We start from the raw sequence: 16,460 nt of genomic DNA on the forward strand, positions 1-16,460 counted from the left end.
CCCCGGTCAGCGCGGGTCGCGGTCGCCCTCGCCGATCACCGCGTCGGTGTAGGGCACGGCGACGTCGAAGGCGCCCGAGTCGTCGACCAGGTACGACGGGCGCCGCCTGCCCTCCCCCGCGCCGCCACCGCCGGCCCCGGCCATCGGCGGGTACACCCCGTGCCCGCTGCCGCCCGCCGCGCGGGACGCGGGCTCGACCGGCGCGCGCAGCTCCGGACGCACCGGGGCACCGCCGCGCGGCGCCGGCTCGGTGGCCCGCGGGGCCGCGGCGTCGCGGGATCCGGCGACGAGGTCGCGCCAGGTGGGCGACGGGGTCGGCGGCCGGGGCACCGCCGGACGGACGCCTGCCCCGGACGGTGCGGCCGCGCCCGGACCGGCCCGGGGACCGCGCCCGCCCGCCCCGACCGGGAGGTCGGCCCGCCCGCGGATCGGTGGCACCGCACCGGTCCGGGTCGGTGACCCGGCGCCGGACGCGAGACCCCCGGGTGACGACGCCACCGGTCGCGGTGGGAGCCCGGCGGCACCGGGTGCCGCCCCGGCTCCCCCGCCCGCCCCGGCTCCCCTGCCCGCCCCGCCCGCGGACCCGGTGGGCGCCGAGCCCCCGGCTCCGGATGCGGCTGCCCCGCCCGTCGCCGGTCCCGCCCCGTCGACCGGGACCGCCGCCCCCACCGGTCCGCCGACGGCGCCGGGCCCCGCCACACCCGAACCCGCCACGCCCGAACCCGTCGCAGCCGGTCCCGCCGCGCCCAGACCTGCCGCACCCGGACCCGCCGCACCCGGACCCGCCGCACCGAACCCGGCCGGGGCGAATCCCGTCCCGCCCGGTCCGCCACCGCCCGGCCCGCCCCCGGCCGCCGTCGCCGCCTCGACCACGACCGTCGGCGGAACCGTCCAGAAGTCCATGAGCCGCCGGTTGTCGAGGGAGTGGAAGTGGTAGTCCTCCATCACCCGCCGGGCACTCTCCGCGCGCCACCGCGCTTCCTCCTCGACCGCCAGCAGACCCCGCTGGACCCCCTCGTCGAACAGGTCGACGTCGGCGGCGTCGCGGGCCGCGGCCAACTGCTCGGTGTTCGGGGCGGGCATGCTGGAGCGCAACCGCCCGGCCGACACCCCCTGCGCCAGCATGGCGGAGACGGTGTTGTGCGCGTCGGTGGCGGCCTCGCGGGCCCACGCGTTGAGCTGGTGCAGTCCGCTGCGGGCGGCATCGCCCGCCCCGCCCTGCCAGCCGTCGGCGCTGCGGGACGTCGCGGCGTGCATCCGCGCCTCGCCCGCCTCGACGATCTCCGAGACCCGTCGCCACAGCTGCTCCGCCGCCATCGACGCCCCCGGCCCGGGACCGGCCCGCACCGCGGCGTCGAGCTGCGCGTGCGTCATCTGCTGCCAGGGGATCGGGGCCGTCACAGCCGGCTCCCGAACAGGGAGGCCGTGTCGGACTCGGTGCGGTCGTACTCGGCCTGGATCTCGACGAGCCGGTCCCGCACCGCCACCAGCTGCGCCTCGTAGGCGAGCAACGCCTGGAACGGACCGTCCGGGGCACCCATCACGTGATCGGTGTAGAACGCCCACGTCTCGAAGCTCGCCGAGTCACCCAACCACGGCTCCGGCATGTGCGCCTCCGTCCGCATCAGGCCCAGATGTGGGGTGAGCTCGTTCAGGGTGGACTCGACGGCCGAGCGCAGCGCGGCGAGTGAGTCCCCGTCCACTCGGAGCGTGGCCGGCGGATAGACGACAGGGTCGGTCACGGCTGCTGGCTCCCGGGTCGGCGACATGGTGCGGCCCGCACGCTAGACACCGGACGCCTGTTCCGCGGCAGATCCGCCGATCGGTTCGCGATCGTGAACGGTCACCCCTGGGCCAGGAGGTTGCCCATCACGATCCCGGCCACGACCTCCGCGTCCACGCACAGCTGCTCCTGCGGAATCGGCGGCTGCCGGCCTCCGCTCGCCACCTGGACGTCGACCACCTGCCCGGGCGCGACGTCCACCACGACCGTGCAGAAATCCCGGATCGTCACCGGCAGGGCGACGATCGCGGGGAACCCGGCCACCTCGATCGGAGTGATCTCCGATCGCACACCCGGCCGGAAGTAGAGCTCGATCCCACCGGTCACAGACAGCAGGACACTGACCGAGATCGCTCGCGGCTCGAACCCGCGCACCGCACACTGCTGTATCTCCCCGCCGTACAGGGCCGACGTCCCGACATTGGGCACCGGTGGCTGGTCCAACCCCAGCTCCGTCCGGTCCTCATCCGTCAGCAGCGTGCACGGGTCGACCCCGTCCAGCGGCACCTCGCGAGGCCGCGGGGGGAGCTCCGGAGCCGCCGCGACCGTCGGCCCGGGACCCGTGACGGGGGCGGGTACGCCCGCCACCGGCTGTCCACACCCGGCCAGAACGGCGAGAGCGAGCAACAGCACGAGTGGGCGCACCGGGCGACCGTAACGCCCACCTGCACCGACTCCCCGGCCCGTCACACGGCACCGGCGCGGCGAACGGCCCGCATCACCCGCAACGCGGCGTCGGGAGGAGTCGCACCCGCCCCCGGGTCACCGACCGCGTCACAGCCGGCTCCCGAACACCGCGGCCGTGTCGGACTCGGTGCGGTCGTACTCGGCCTGGATCTCGACGAGCCGGTCCCGCACCGCCACCAGCTGCGCCTCGTAGGCGAGCAACGCCTGGAACGGACCGTCCGGGGCACCCATCACGTGATCGGTGTAGAACGCCCACGTCTCGAAGCTCGCCGAGTCACCCAACCACGGCTCCGGCATGTGGCCGCTGGTCCGCATCTCGGTCAGATGCGGCCCGAGTTCCGCGAGCGTCACATCGATCGCGGAGCGCAGCGCAGGCAGCGTCTCCGGATCGACGCGGAGCGTGGAAGGCGGATAGACGACGGGCTCGGTCACGGCGGGCTCCCGGGTCGGCGACAGCAACGACGCGGCACGCTAGTCAGCAGCCGCTCGTCCCGTGGCCGAACCGCGGATCCGGTCCCGATCGCGAACGCTCAGCCCTGCGCCAGCAGATTGCCCATCACGATCCCGGCGGCGCGCTGCGCGTCGACGCACAGGTCCGCCTGCGGGATGGGCGGCTGCCGCCCTCCGTTCGCCATCTGCACGTCCACCAACTGCCCGGGCGCGACGTCCACCACCACCGTGCAGAAGTCCCGGATCGTCACCGGCAGCGCGATGACCGCCGGGAAGCCCGCCACCTCGATCGGCGTGATCTCCGACCGCACCCCCGGCCGGAAGAACAACTCGATCCCCCCGGTCACCGACAGTTCGACGCTGAACGTGATCGCGCGGGGCTCGTACCCCCGGGCCGTGCACTGCCGCGTCTCCCCTCCGTACAGCGCCGAGAGCCCGACATCGAGCAGCGGCGGACCGTCCAGCCCCAGGTCGGTGAGGTCGTCGTCCGTCAGCAGCGTGCACGGGTCGACCCCGTCCAGCGGCACCACCCGCGGCCGCGGGGGCAGCTCCGGAGCCACCTCGGCAGGAGCGGCGGTGCCCGCGACCGGCTGACCACATCCGGCGAGAAGAGCGAGAGCGAGCAACAGCACGAGTCGGCGCACCGGGCGACGGTAGCGTCGCCCGCTCGCCCGCGTGGCCGAACCGGACGGCCCGAAGCGGGTGAAGGCGATCGGATCGTTGCCGCCAGGCTCGGCGACGCGGGGGTCGGGGCAATAGGGTGCGCGGGTGGATCGCGAGGAGAACCGAACCCAGACGATCAACCAGATGATCGACGCCTGCCCGCCCGACCCCGCCACCGTGGACCGGGTCCTCGGTGGCGCCCACCACGACCCGCACTCCGTGCTCGGCGCCCACCCGCACCCCGACGGCACGGTGGTCCGCGTCCTGCGCCCGCACGCCGACGAGGTCCACGTCGTGCACGCGGGCGGCGACGGGCACCCGCTGGTCAAGGTGCACGACGCCGGGCTGTTCTCCGGAGTGGTGCCGGGCCCGGCGGCGGACTACCGGCTGGCCGTGCGCTACGGCGAGCGCGTCGACATCGTGGACGACCCCTACCGCTGGCTGCCCACCCTGGGCGAGATGGACCTGCACCTCATCGGCGAGGGGCGTCACGAACGGCTCTGGGACGTGCTCGGCGCGCACGTCCGCTCCTACGACACCCCCGCCGGCACCGTCACCGGCACCAGTTTCGCCGTGTGGGCGCCGTCCGCGCAGGGCGTCCGTGTCACCGGCGACTTCGACGGCTGGAGCGGCTGGGCACACCCCATGCGGGTGCTCGGCAGCAGCGGCGTGTGGGAGCTGTTCGTCCCCGACATCGAGCCGGGCACGCGCTACAAGTTCCGCGTGCTGGGCCGCGACGGCCGGTGGCGCGACAAGGCCGACCCGATGGCGTTCCGCACCGAGATCCCGCCCGCCACCGCGTCGGTGATCGACGTCGACGGCCACGAGTGGGGCGACGGCGAGTGGATGACCGCCCGCACGGACCGCCAGGCGCACGCGGAACCGATGAGCGTCTACGAGCTGCACCTGGGCTCGTGGCGGCAGGGACTGTCCTACCGCGAGGCCGCCGAGCAGCTCGTCGCCTACCTCGACGAGACGGGCTTCACCCACGTCGAGCTGCTGCCCGTGGCCGAGCACCCGTTCGGCGGGTCGTGGGGCTACCAGGTCACCAGCTACTACGCCCCGACCGCCCGGTTCGGCACCCCGGACGACTTCCGCTGGTTCGTCGACCACCTCCACCAGCACGGGTACGGCGTCATCGTCGACTGGGTGCCCGCCCACTTCCCGCGCGACGAGTGGGCGCTGGCGAAGTTCGACGGCTCCGCGCTCTACGAGCACGCCGACCCGCGCCGCGGCGAGCAGCCCGACTGGGGCACGCTCGTGTTCGACTTCGGCCGCAAGGAGGTGCGCAACTTCCTCGTCGCCAACGCCCTGTACTGGCTGGAGTCCTTCCACGTCGACGGGCTGCGCGTCGACGCCGTCGCCTCGATGCTCTACCTGGACTACTCCCGCAAGGACGGGCAGTGGCTGCCCAACATCCACGGCGGCCGCGAGAACCTCGACGCGGTGGCGTTCCTGCAGGAGGTCAACGCCACGGTCTACCGCGAGCACCCCGGCACGGTGATGATCGCCGAGGAGTCGACGGCGTGGCCCGGCGTCACCCGCCCCACCCACCTCGGCGGCCTCGGCTTCGGGTTCAAGTGGAACATGGGCTGGATGCACGACACGCTCGACTACACCGCCCACGACCCGGTGTACCGCGGCTACCACCACAACCAGATGACGTTCTCCCTGATGTACGCCTTCAGCGAGAACTACGTGCTGCCGATCAGCCACGACGAGGTCGTGCACGGCAAGGGCTCGCTGTGGGAGCGGATGCCCGGCGACGCGTGGAACAAGGCCGCCAACATCCGGGCGCTGCTGGCGTTCATGTGGGCGCACCCGGGCAAGCAGCTGCTGTTCCAGGGGCTGGAGTTCGGCCAGGAACGGGAGTGGTCGGAGTCGCGGTCGCTGGACTGGCACCTGCTCGAGGACCCGCTGCACAGCGGCATCAAGACCATGGTCGGCGACCTCAACCGCGCCTACCGGGCGCACTCCGCCCTGTGGACGAAGGACGTCTCGCCCGAGGGCTTCTCCTGGATCGACGCCAACGACACCGCGGGCAACGTGTTCAGCTTCCTGCGCCACGGCGTCGACGCCGACGGGCGGCCGACCGTCCTGGCCTGCATCGCGAACTTCTCCGGAAGCCCGCGGGAGGGCTACCGCGTCGGCCTGCCGTTCGCGGGCCGGTGGCGCGAGGTGCTCAACACCGACGCCGGGCACTACGGCGGCTCCGGGGTGGGCAACCTCGGGGCCGTCGAGGCCGACGAGATGGTGTGGCACGGGCGTCCGGCGTCCGCGCTGCTGCGGCTGCCCCCGTCCGGGGTGCTGTGGCTGGCTCCCGAGCCGTTCGAGGGGGCCGTCCGCCGGCCCCGGATCGCGGCCGCGGACCCGTCCCCGGTCGCGTCGGCGGAGCCGGCGACGGCCGGTGACGTCGCGGGTGCGTCCGACACGGGTGCGGCCGACCCGGTCGCACCCGTGTCGGACGCGTCTCCCGGGGTCGTCGAGCAGGCCCCCGACGCGGTGGAGCAGGCACCGGCCGATCCTCCGGCGGTCCCGGTCCCGGCCGGTTCGACGCCCGCCGTGCCGACGCCTGCCGACCCGGCACCGGCACTCGACGTCCCCGCACCGGACGACCTCCCCGGCGCCGGGCGGCACGCGCTCGTTCAGCCGGTGGAGGCCCCGGCGTCGGCGGACTCGGGGGTCTCCCCCGTGACCGGCGCCGGTCGACCCGGCGACGCGGCCGACAGCAGCGCCAGCCAGTAGGCGACGAGGACCGCCCAGTACAGCGACCGGCCCAGGTCCGATCCGATCTCCGCGATCGGGCCCGGGTCGGTCGGCCAGATCGCGTTCCACGACACCGGCACCAGCGTCACCGCGAGCAGCGCCGCGGCGAGCGCGGCCCGGCCCAGGGTGATCAGCACCAGGACGCCGGGCAGGAGCAGCAACAGGTAGTTGTGCCAGGCGATCGGGGAGAGCAGCAACCCGGCCGCGATCACCGCCCACGGTGCCGTCCCGGCCGGGTCGATGCGGTCGCGGTGGCGTCCGATCCACACCAGCGTGCCCACCAGCACCGCCAGCCCGGCGACGAGACCGAGCACCGACGGTGCCCCGAACCGCACCGCGAGCCCCGGCAGCGACGCGTTGTCGACGGTGTCCGGGACGCCCTCGGTGAGCGCGATCGTCAGCCAGGCGATCGCGCTCGACGGCCCCGCCACCAGCACGCCGACCAGCGTCGCGACGGCGGCCGAGGCGATCCCGGCGCGCAGCGGCACCCAGCGTCGCTGCACCGCGGGCAGCAGCAGCAACGGTGCCAGCGACGGTTTGAGCGCCACCGCCACCCCGAAGCAGACCGCGGCGAGCACCGGCCGCCCGCGCCGCTCGGCGATCCACCCCGCGACGAGCGCGACCAGCAGCAACGGGTAGATCTGGCCGAGCACGAGGGTCCCGTGCAGCGGGGACGAGGCCAGGACGACGAGCGTCGCGGCGACGGTGACCCCCGTCCCGAGCCGCAGCTCGCGCGCCACCGCGACGACCGAGGCCAGCACCAGCACCGCGGTCAGGGCCGCGAAGATCCGGTACGCGGTGAGGGCGTCGAGACCGGCGAAAGGCACGAGCAGGACGGTGAGCAGCGGGGGGTTGAGGTTCGTCAGCTTGGCGGGCGTCTCGTAGATGTCCGCGCCCTGGGTGAGCGCCACGGCCGAGTGCCAGAAGGTGTCGAAGTCGACGTGCAGGTCGCGCATGTCGGTGAGCGGCAGGAGCGTCACCAGCGCGTCCGGATGGCGCACGTGCAGCACGACCGTGGTCACCAGCGACGCGAGCACCACCAGCGCCGCGGCCACGGTGGTGGGCGCGGGACGGGCGGTGCGCAGGTCGGACACGAGGATCGACGCTATCCGACGGGGTGGAACCGCTCCCGCCGCGGGCCGGCCCGGGCGATGATGACGGTGTGCGTGCCGCCCTCGTCGTCGTGCTGGCGCTGCTGCTCACCGGCTGCACGCAACAGGTGCCCGGACGGGGGACCGCCGCGGGCCCGCCCGCGGCGGTCGCGGCCCCCGTCACCGACGCGGACGGTGCCGCCGCGGCGGCGGCGACCGCCGTCGAGGGCTTCTGGCGTGCGGAGTTCCCCCGCTCCTTCGGCCGGGAGTGGACCGACATCGCCACGCTGCTGCCCGTCGAGGACGGCGATCCCGCCCCGCCGTGCGTGGCCGACCGCGCCGAGGTCGAGGGCCAGGCCTACTACTGCCCGCTCGCCGACGCCGTCGTGTGGGACGCCGCCCGGCTCCTCCCGGACCTGTTCGCCGAGCACGGCCCCGTCGGGGTCGTGGTCGTGCTCGCCCACGAGATCGGGCACGCGGTGCAGAGCCGGCTCGGGGTCGACGAGGCCGCGGCGCGCGACCCGGCCGCGTACCCGACGATCCTGCTCGAGGCCATGGCCGACTGCTACACCGGCGTCGCCGTGCGCCACCTGGTCGACGATCCGGCGCCCGGCCTGTCCGTCGGGCCCGCCGAGCGCGACGCGGCGCTGCGCACGCTGGTCGGGTTCCGCGACCCCCTCGGCGTGGCCGCCGGTGACGAGGGCGCGCACGGCAACGCCTTCGACCGCGTCTCCGCCTTCCGGGCCGGCTACGACGACGGCGCCGCACGCTGCGCGGGGATGACCGTGCCCGAACGCGGGTTCACCCAGGTGCGCTTCGGCTCCGCGGCCGACCGGGCCCGGGCGGGCGACCTGCCGTTGCGCGACCTGCTCGTCGCGGTTGGGCGGGACGCCCGGGAGTGGGCCACCGGGCTGTCCGGCGTCGCGGGCTGGACGGCGCCGCCGCTCACCACCGGCGCCTGCCCGGACGCCGCCGGGCAGGGCCCCGCGCGACTGTGCCCGGCCGCCGACCCGCTCGCCGCGAGCGCGGTCGACGTCGACCTCGCCGCACTGACGCCGCTGCACGGCGAGCTGGGGGACTTCGCGGGGGCCACCCTGGTCAGCAGCCGGTACGGCCTCGCCGCGCTCCGGGCGGGCGGCGCCGCCGTGGACGGCCCCGGCGCGGGCCACACCGCGGTCTGCCTCGCGGGTGCCTACGCCGGCAGGCTGCTGGTCGAGCCGGTCGGCTTCCGGCTCTCCCCCGGCGACCTCGACGAGGCCGTGCAGGTGCTGCTCACCGACGACTGGGCCGCCCGGGACGCGGCCGGCCGCGCCGATCCCGCCGAGCACGGCTACGAGCGGGTGGCCCGCTACGAGGACGGCCTGCGCGGCGGTCCGGCCGCCTGCTGAGACGGCGCCGGGATCAGAACAGGACGCGGGCCAGTGCCCGCCGGGCCGCGGTGACCCGGGCGTCGTCGGCCGCGAACAGCTCGAAGAGCCCCACGAGGTGCTCGCGCACCCGGTCGCGCTCGTCGCCGGACACGCGGCCCGCGGTGGCGACCAGGCGCGCGAACGCCGCCTCGACGGCGTCGGTGGCGACCTCCGCGTCGGCCGCGGCCAGCTGGGCGTCGACGTCGTCGGGCGCGCTGTCGGCCCGGGCCACGGCATCCGGGTCCACCGCCTCCGAGCGGGCCAGGAAGCGCACCTGCGCGAGCGCCGCCGCGGCCTGCTCGTTGGCCGGCTCGACGTTGAGGATGTCCCGGTAGGCGGCCTCGGCCGCCGCGTAGTCACCCTGTTCGAGGGCGTCCTCGGCCGCGGTGAAGCGCGGGTCATCCGGCTCCTCGGGCTCCGGGGCCCCGCCGCGCGCGGCGGCCTCGGCCTCGGCGATCGCCGGCATCCGCTCGCGCAGCGCATCGAGCAGCGAGGAGATCCACTCCCGGACCTGCGACTCGGGCAGCGCCCCGTTGAAGGCGTCGACCGGCTGGCCGCCGACCACGGCCACGACCATCGGGATCGACTGGGCGCCGAACGCCTGCGCGATCCGCGGGTTGGCGTCGACGTCGACCTTCGCCAGGATCCACGACCCGTTGCCGGCCGCGGCGAGCCGCTCCAGCACCGGTGACAGCTGCTTGCACGGCCCGCACCACTCGGCCCACAGGTCGACGACGACGGGCACCTGGAGCGACCGCTCCAGCACGTCGGCCTGGAACCCGGCCTCGGTGACGTCGATGACGAACCCACCGGGCGGGCCTCCGCGGGCGCCGGCGGGACCACCGGGCTGCGAAGCGGGTGCGGGACGGTTGGCGGCGTCGGATCGGGCCTTCAGCGCGGACAGATCGACCGCACCGGACATCGCGGAGGACAGCGCAGCCGTCTGGGCCGCCCGACGGGGATCAGGTCGTGACACGGGTCCCATCCTGGCACGCGGAGACCGGTCGCGACGCCCGGGTCGCACCCCGCCGCCCCTCCGCGCGGCGACGGACGCCCCCCGCGCGGGCACACCGGGCGAACCGGGCGTCTGCGCTGATCACGTCGCCGTGCCCGTCGGGGCACCCGGACGGCATCACCCGATCCGGCAGCGTCGATGACTCTCCGTCACCTCCCCGCGCGCCGGAACGGCTCCGTTGATCACCGGACCGGCGGAGCACCACGACCCCGAGGGAGTCGTTGAGGATGTGTGAGTGACACCGCTGTCGCTCTCCGTAGACACTCGCCGGCCGCCCGCGGCCACCCCACCCGGAGGAGCTCCCATGAGCACGGACAAGACCGTCGCCGACCGCCTGCTCGACGACGCCCGCGCCAAGACCGCGCGCGAGGAGAGCGCGACCCTGGGCAAGATCGCCCTGATCGTCGGCGTCGTGGCGCTGCTCGCCAGCCCGATCTCGATCCTGGGCTGGGTGTTCGGCGCCGCCGCCCTCGGTCTCGGTGTGGCCGCCGTGCGCCGCCCGGCGTCGGCCAAGCAGGCCAAGATCGCCATGGTGCTGGGCTCCGCCGCGATCCTCGTCGGCGTCTTCTTCTTCACCCTGAACGTGGCCCAGAGCTGATCCGCACCGGGCCCACCGCCGCTCACCCGTCGCGCCGGAGCTCCTCGCCGATCAGTCGGGCGAGCTCGGCGGGCCGGGTGAGCATCGGGAAGTGCCCGCCCGCCATCTCGACCACCTCGGCGCCCGGGACGACCGCGCCCGTCCGCCCCCATCGCGGGTCGACGACGCGGTCGGCGGCGCAGACGACCTGCACCGTGCGGACCGCCGGCCATGCGCTGAGGGGGCCGACCTCCCTGGTCACCGTCCAGTCCTGGGGCCGCAGCGTGCCGACCGCCTCCCTGACCACCGCGGGCGAGGCCTCCTCGGCCACACCGGCGTAGAGGTTCTCGACGGCCGCCTCCACCGGCCAGGACGTGGTGCCGTCGTCGTGGCGGAGCTGCCCGCGGCCGAACCCCTCGGCCATGATCCCCGGCTCGGCCCGGGTGCGGGCGTGCCAGGACGTCCCGGGGAGCGGGACCAGGGCGGCCACCAGCACCAGCGCGGCGACCCGTTCCGTGCCCAGCCGCTGGGCCACGACCGGCACCGTGAGCCCGCCCAGCGAGTGCCCGACCAGCACGACCCGGCCCGCGGGACCGGCCGCGGCGACCACCGCGTCGACGTAGTCGTCCGTCCCGGCACCGGGCCGGTGGCTCGGCAGGTCGACCGCCACGGCGTCGTGGCCCGCGGCGGCCAGCTCCGCCAGCACCGGTGCCCAGCACCTCCCGTCGTGCCACGCCCCGTGCACCAGCACGGCGCGCGTGCTCACGCCGGCCCCGGCCGGTCCACGTCGTCGAGGGCCGCCTCGACGCGCTCCACCTTCGCGCGCAGCTGCCCGCTGTCGAACCCGGGCCGGATGTCGGCCTTGAGCACCAGGCTGACCCGCGGCGCCCTGGCCTGCACGGCCTCCACCGCGGCCTTGACCACCGCCATGCCCTCGTCCCAGGTCTCGGACTCGATCGTGGTGAACATGGAGGTGGTCTCGTGGGGCAGGCCGGAGGCGCGGACGACGCGGACGGCCTCGGCGACCACGTCGCCGACACTGTCGGAGCCGCCACCCGCGGGCGCGATGCTGAAGGCGAAGAGCATGGTCGACAGCGTGCCCCAGCGGCCCGGCCGAGCGCGAGGGCCCACCCACCCGCACTGCTAGCGTCGTGGGTCATGGCCCCCCGCGACCCACTGCCCTTCGACCCCATCATGCGGGCCGCGGACCTGTGGGCCGAGCGGATCGGGCCGTCCGGGGCGATGGCCGCGGTCACCAGCGTGATGCGCGTGCAGCAGATCCTGCTCTCCGCGGTGGACGGCGCCCTGCGCCCGCACGGCCTCACCTTCGCCCGGTACGAGGCGCTGGTGCTGCTCACCTTCGCCCGCAGCGGCCGGTTGCCGATGCGGGTGATGGGCGAGCGGCTGCAACTGCACCCCACCAGCGTGACCAACATCGTCGACCGCCTGCAGGCCGACGGGCTGGTGCGGCGCGTCCCGCACCCCACCGACCGCCGCGCCACCCTCGTGGAGATCACCGACAGCGGAGCGGAGCTGCGCGCCCGCGCCACCGAGTCGGTGACGGCCGTCGACTTCGGGCTCGGCGGGCTCGACGACGAGCAGCGGGCCCAGCTCACCGCGCTCCTGGGCGAGGTCCGCCGGGCCGCGGGCGACTTCGGCTGACCCCGGGGCATCCCACCCGCCGTCACGGAGCCCCGCCCGTCCCCCGCCGATCGGGCCGGCGGCCCGGCCACACCCGCATGGTGCGCCCGGTCCGCGACGACCCGCCCGGCGGTGCCGCCCGCCTGCCCCGCCTGCGCCGGCCCCAGCCGAACCCCACCACCGCACCTCCGGCCGATCCGGCCACCACGCACGCCGAGCACGTCGCCAGGTCCACGTCCGTCCCCCGTCCCGGTCGTTGACGGCCTGTTGCGTCAACGGCGTTGACAGTAGGCGCGGGGGCCGACAGTCTGGGTCCATGACCGAGCCGGACGGCACGTCCCGGGCCGGTGCCGACACCCCGGCCCGGTCGGCCCTGCGCGGCGCCCGGGCCGCACGGGGCTGGTCGCAGACCGACGCGGCGCGCGCGCTGCGCGAGCTCGCCGGGCGCCGGGGCGGGCCCGAGGCCTCCGCGGCCAGCCTCAAGACGCAGCTGTCCCGGTGGGAGAACGGTCACGCCCGGCCCGAGCCCGAGTACCGGTCCCTGCTCGCCGAGCTCTACGACCGCACCGCGGGCGAGCTGGGGCTGGCGCCCGTCTCCGAGCCGGACGGGCGGGCGCGCCTGCGCGCGGAGCTGGCCGGCGCCGCCGCGGCCGACGGGACCGTCGTGCAGCAGTGGGCGGTGCAGCTCGCCGCCGCACACCGCATCGACGACGAGCTCGGTGCGGCCGGGGCGGCGGGCGTCACGACGGCCCTGGTCGAGCAGCTCACCCGCACCCTGCGGCACACCCTGGAGCCCGGGCGCCGGGCGGCGGTCGCCGGGGTGCTCGCCGGTGCGGCCCTGCTGGCCGGGCGCCAGCGCCTCGACGCCGACGACCCGGACGGGGCGTGGCGACAGCTCGACGTCGCCGGGGCGGCGGCGCGGGAGTCCGCCTCCCCGGCGCTGACGGTGGCGGCGGCCGTCGGCCGGGCCGAGGTCCTGTGCGAGATCGGCATGGCCCACCGGGCCGTCGCCGTGCTGGACGTCCCCGACCGGGAGACGGGCCCGGCCGGTCCGCCACCGGACGCCGCGGCCCGTACCCGCCTGGCGGCGGCCCGCGCGGTGGCCCACGCCGCCGCGGGCGACGCGCCGGCCACCCGGCGGGCGCTCGAGGAGGCGGCCCGGTCGTTCCCGGCGATCGACGCGGTCCGTCCGGGTGGGCCGGCCGTCGAGCTCGCCGACCTCCATCGGTGGCACGGTCGCGCGCTGCTCGAGCTGGGCGATCCGGCGGCGGCCGGGCCACTGAGGTCCGCACTGGCCGCGGGGCCCACCTCGGCCCGGGCCCGCGCCGAGATCCACACCGACCTCTCCCGGGCGCTCGCCGGTGCCGACGACACCGCAGCGGCCGGGCACGCCCGGCAGGCCAGGGCGCTCGCGGAACGCATCGGCTTCCGGAGCACAATCGCCCGGCTCGACGGGCACCCGCCGGGGCGGCCCCGGTGAACGGCCGCGGGCTACCGCCCGGTGACGCTGTGGGCGAGCTCGTCGGCGGCGGCGTAGGGATCGAGCTCCCCGGCCACCACGCGCTCGGCCAGGCGGGGCAGCCCGGAGCGGTCGCCGATCCGGGCCCGCACCCGCTCCAGGGTGATCGCCTGGATCTCCGCCTCGGCGCGGGCGAGGCGGCGCCGCGTCCGTTCACCGCCCGCGTCCATCCACTCCCGATGGGCGTCGAGGGCGGCGACGAGCTCGTCCACGCCCTCACCCCGGGCGGCCACCGTCGGCACCACGGGCCGCTGCCAGCCGCAGCCCCCGTCCCCGCCGTCGAGCGACATCATGTGCCGCAGGTCCCGCACGGTCTGGGCGGCGCCGTCGCGGTCGGCCTTGTTCACCACGAAGACGTCGGCGATCTCCAGGATCCCCGCCTTCGCGGCCTGCACCCCGTCCCCCATCCCCGGGGCGAGCAGGACGACGGTGGTGTCGGCGAGCGCCACCACCTCGATCTCGCTCTGACCCACACCGACGGTCTCCACGAGCACGACGTCGCAGCCGGCCGCGTCGAGCACCCGCAGTGCCTGCGGGGTGGCCCAGGCGAGCCCTCCCAGGTGCCCGCGGGTGGCCATCGACCGGATGAACACGCCGTCGTCGGTGGCGTGCTCCCCCATCCGCACCCGGTCGCCGAGCAGCGCCCCGCCGGAGAACGGGGAGGACGGATCGACGGCGAGCACACCGACCCGTCGGCCCCGGGCGCGCAGGGCGCCGACCAGCACCGACGTCGAGGTCGACTTGCCGACGCCCGGAGGCCCGGTCAGCCCCACCACGTGCGCCCGTCCCGCGTGGGGGGCCAGCGCGGCCGCGACGGCGCGCAGGTCCGCCGCGCCGGCGTCGCTGTCCGCCCCGCTCTCCACCAGCGAGATCAGCCGGGCGACGGCGCGCGCCTCACCGCGCCGGGCCCGCTCGACGAGATCGGGGACGTCGGGGCGGGGCATGCGGGCCGGGGATCAGCTCGAGGCGGGCACGCGGAGGATCAGGGCGTCGCCCTGTCCGCCGCCACCGCACAGTGCGGCCGCACCCACGCCGCCGCCGCGGCGCTTGAGCTCCAGGGCGAGGTGCAGCGCGAGCCGGGCCCCGGAGGCCCCGATCGGGTGGCCGAGCGCGATGGCCCCGCCGTTGGGGTTCACCTTCTCCGGGTCCACCCCGAGCTTGCGGGTCGACACCACCCCGACCGCCGCGAAGGCCTCGTTGATCTCGATGACGTCCAGGTCGGCGGGCTCGATGCCCTCCTTGCGGCACGCCGCCGCGATGGCGTTGGCCGGCTGCTCGTGCAGGCTGGAGTCGTCGGGCCCGGCCACCATGCCCTGCGCACCGATCTCGGCGAGCCAGGTGAGGCCGAGCTCCTCGGCCTTGGCCCTGCTCATCACGACCACGGCGGTCGCGCCGTCCGAGATCGGCGACGACGTGCCGGCGGTGATCGTGCCGTCGGCCGAGAAGGCCGGGCGCAGCTTGCCCAGGCCCTCGGCGGTGGTGTCCGGACGGATGCCCTCGTCGGCGTCCACCACGAGCGGGTCGCCCTTGCGCTGCGGCACGTGCACCGCGGTGATCTCCTCGCCGAACAGCCCGTTCTCGACGGCGCGGCCCGCGCGCTGGTGCGACTGCGCGGCGAACTCGTCCTGGTCGGCCCGGGTGATCTCGTACCGCGCGTTGTGCTTCTCGGTCGAGGCGCCCATGGAGACCTGGTCGAACGAGTCGTGCAGGCCGTCGAAGGCCATGTGGTCGAGCATCGTGACGTCGCCGTACTTGAACCCGGCACGCGACTTCGACAGCAGGTGGGGCGCCTGGGTCATCGACTCCTGGCCGCCGGCCACGATGATGTCGTACTCGCCGGCCCGGATGAGCTGGTCGGCCAGCGCGATGGCGTTGAGCCCCGACAGGCACACCTTGTTGATGGTCAGGGCGGGCACGTCCATGCCGATGCCCGCGGCCACGGCGGCCTGGCGGGCGGGGATCTGCCCGGCGCCCGCCGTCAGCACCTGCCCCATGATCACGTACTGCACCTGCTCGGGGCCGACACCGGCCCGCTCCAGTGCGGCCTTGATCGCGACCCCGCCGAGCTGGGCGCCGGTGAAGTCCTTGAGCTGGCCCAGCAACCGTCCCATCGGGGTGCGAGCGCCTGCGACGATGACGGAACCGGACACGGAGGACCTCCAGCAGCTGCGGTGGTGTGGTCAGAGTGGCCGTGACCCTACCCGGCGAGTCGCACCGCGGCCGGGGTCGTGACCTGGTCGACCTCGTGACGCGGAGCACATGCGCACGTCACCGAGTGGATGCGGTTACATTCCGCCCATGGGAGAGCACACGATCATCGGGGTGGACCACGTCGGCATCGCCGTCGCCGACCTGGACGAGGCGATCGCCTGGTACGGCGACACGCTCGGCCTGGTGGCCACGCACGTGGAGACCAACGAGGAGCAGGGCGTGCGGGAGGCGATGCTGTCGGCCCCCGGCGACGACGGGGGCGCGGCCATCCAGCTGCTCGCCCCGCTGCGTCCCGACTCGCCGATCGGGAAGTTCCTCGACCGCAACGGCCCCGGCATCCAGCAGATGGCCTACCGGGTGGTCGACATCGACGCCACCTGCGCGGCGCTGCGGGAGAAGGGCGTGCGACTGCTCTACCCCGAGCCGAAGCGGGGCACGGCCGAGTCCCGCATCAACTTCCTGCACCCGAAGGACGCGGGGGGCGTGCTGGTCGAGCTGGTCGAGCCGGCGGCCGGGGGGCACTGACCCGACCCGGCCCCGTTACCCGGACCGGGTGGTCCTGACCACCTGGACGGGGCGCTGCGCGCCACGGGCGGGTACCATACCGCGCAGTAACCTTTGGGATGCCAAGCATCCGACCCACGACTC

The 16,460-nt window shown here is 75.5% G+C and carries 16 protein-coding genes and 1 pseudogene; 6 read left to right on the forward strand and 11 right to left on the reverse strand.

Annotation, left to right across the window (positions count from 1 at the left end):
• Positions 1-6: 6 nt before the first annotated feature.
• The 5 genes from PHY01_RS07645 to PHY01_RS07665 form a co-directional block, all read right to left on the reverse strand.
• Positions 7-1,401 (reverse strand): hypothetical protein, encoded by a 1,395-nt coding sequence (locus PHY01_RS07645; RefSeq protein ID WP_141277824.1) that lies wholly within the window; start codon positions 1,399-1,401, stop codon positions 7-9.
• Positions 1,398-1,703: a hypothetical protein gene (locus PHY01_RS07650; RefSeq protein WP_141277825.1), complete on the reverse strand. Its 306-nt coding sequence runs from the start codon at positions 1,701-1,703 to the stop codon at positions 1,398-1,400. The genes PHY01_RS07645 and PHY01_RS07650 overlap by 4 nt, the downstream gene beginning before the upstream one ends.
• Positions 1,704-1,843: 140 nt before the next feature.
• On the reverse strand, positions 1,844-2,473 hold the full coding sequence (locus tag PHY01_RS07655) for a DUF3558 domain-containing protein (protein ID WP_141277826.1): 630 nt from the start codon (positions 2,471-2,473) through the stop codon (positions 1,844-1,846).
• Positions 2,474-2,557: 84 nt separating this feature from the next.
• Positions 2,558-2,902 (reverse strand): hypothetical protein, encoded by a 345-nt coding sequence (locus PHY01_RS07660; RefSeq protein ID WP_141277827.1) that lies wholly within the window; start codon positions 2,900-2,902, stop codon positions 2,558-2,560.
• 98 nt (positions 2,903-3,000) lie between these two features.
• Complete coding sequence (locus PHY01_RS07665) at positions 3,001-3,564, reverse strand: DUF3558 domain-containing protein (protein WP_170183699.1); 564 nt, start codon at positions 3,562-3,564, stop codon at positions 3,001-3,003.
• A 163-nt stretch (positions 3,565-3,727) separates the two neighbouring features.
• Here PHY01_RS07665 and glgB point away from each other — a divergent pair.
• Positions 3,728-5,908, forward strand: a pseudogene (gene glgB / locus PHY01_RS07670) (1,4-alpha-glucan branching protein GlgB); the annotation flags it as partial.
• A gap of 320 nt (positions 5,909-6,228) precedes the next feature.
• Here glgB and PHY01_RS07675 read toward each other — a convergent pair.
• Entirely contained in the window at positions 6,229-7,443 is a 1,215-nt protein-coding gene (locus tag PHY01_RS07675) for a glycosyltransferase family 87 protein (protein ID WP_141277830.1), read from the reverse strand.
• Positions 7,444-7,511: 68 nt separating this feature from the next.
• Here PHY01_RS07675 and PHY01_RS07680 point away from each other — a divergent pair, with 68 nt between their 5' ends.
• Positions 7,512-8,828: a neutral zinc metallopeptidase gene (locus tag PHY01_RS07680; RefSeq protein WP_170183700.1), complete on the forward strand. Its 1,317-nt coding sequence runs from the start codon at positions 7,512-7,514 to the stop codon at positions 8,826-8,828.
• 13 nt (positions 8,829-8,841) lie between these two features.
• Here the strand turns inward: PHY01_RS07680 and PHY01_RS07685 are convergent, their stop codons facing one another.
• Entirely contained in the window at positions 8,842-9,771 is a 930-nt protein-coding gene (locus PHY01_RS07685) for a tetratricopeptide repeat protein (RefSeq protein WP_141277961.1), read from the reverse strand.
• Between the two features lie 397 nt (positions 9,772-10,168).
• On the opposite strand from PHY01_RS07685, the gene PHY01_RS07690 reads away from it, so the two are divergent.
• Positions 10,169-10,462, forward strand: a complete 294-nt coding sequence (locus tag PHY01_RS07690; RefSeq protein ID WP_141277832.1) for a hypothetical protein — start codon at positions 10,169-10,171, stop codon at positions 10,460-10,462.
• Positions 10,463-10,484: 22 nt separating this feature from the next.
• Here the strand turns inward: PHY01_RS07690 and PHY01_RS07695 are convergent, their stop codons facing one another.
• Both PHY01_RS07695 and PHY01_RS07700 read right to left on the reverse strand, forming a co-directional pair.
• A complete protein-coding gene (locus tag PHY01_RS07695) occupies positions 10,485-11,207 on the reverse strand; it encodes an alpha/beta fold hydrolase (protein ID WP_141277833.1) in 723 nt (240 codons plus the stop codon).
• Entirely contained in the window at positions 11,204-11,527 is a 324-nt protein-coding gene (locus tag PHY01_RS07700) for a thiamine-binding protein (protein WP_141277834.1), read from the reverse strand. The genes PHY01_RS07695 and PHY01_RS07700 overlap by 4 nt, the downstream gene beginning before the upstream one ends.
• Positions 11,528-11,599: 72 nt before the next feature.
• On the opposite strand from PHY01_RS07700, the gene PHY01_RS07705 reads away from it, so the two are divergent.
• Entirely contained in the window at positions 11,600-12,103 is a 504-nt protein-coding gene (locus tag PHY01_RS07705; protein ID WP_141277835.1) for a MarR family winged helix-turn-helix transcriptional regulator, read from the forward strand.
• 295 nt (positions 12,104-12,398) lie between these two features.
• Complete coding sequence (locus tag PHY01_RS07710) at positions 12,399-13,562, forward strand: helix-turn-helix domain-containing protein (RefSeq protein WP_141277836.1); 1,164 nt, start codon at positions 12,399-12,401, stop codon at positions 13,560-13,562.
• An 11-nt stretch (positions 13,563-13,573) separates the two neighbouring features.
• On the opposite strand, the gene meaB is transcribed toward PHY01_RS07710, so the two are convergent.
• Together meaB and PHY01_RS07720 are read right to left on the reverse strand one after the other, a co-directional pair.
• On the reverse strand, positions 13,574-14,545 hold the full coding sequence (gene meaB / locus PHY01_RS07715; protein WP_141277837.1) for a methylmalonyl Co-A mutase-associated GTPase MeaB: 972 nt from the start codon (positions 14,543-14,545) through the stop codon (positions 13,574-13,576).
• Between the two features lie 12 nt (positions 14,546-14,557).
• Positions 14,558-15,751 carry an acetyl-CoA C-acetyltransferase gene (locus PHY01_RS07720; protein WP_141277838.1) on the reverse strand — a complete coding sequence of 398 codons (1,194 nt, stop codon included), beginning with the start codon at positions 15,749-15,751 and terminating at the stop codon, positions 14,558-14,560.
• Between the two features lie 148 nt (positions 15,752-15,899).
• On the opposite strand from PHY01_RS07720, the gene mce reads away from it, so the two are divergent.
• Positions 15,900-16,337, forward strand: coding sequence for a methylmalonyl-CoA epimerase (gene mce, locus PHY01_RS07725; protein WP_174824089.1), 438 nt, complete (start codon positions 15,900-15,902; stop codon positions 16,335-16,337).
• Positions 16,338-16,460 lie beyond the last annotated feature (123 nt).

The organism is Pseudonocardia hydrocarbonoxydans (assembly GCF_006539565.1).
In the GTDB taxonomy this organism is placed as follows: domain Bacteria; phylum Actinomycetota; class Actinomycetes; order Mycobacteriales; family Pseudonocardiaceae; genus Pseudonocardia; species Pseudonocardia hydrocarbonoxydans.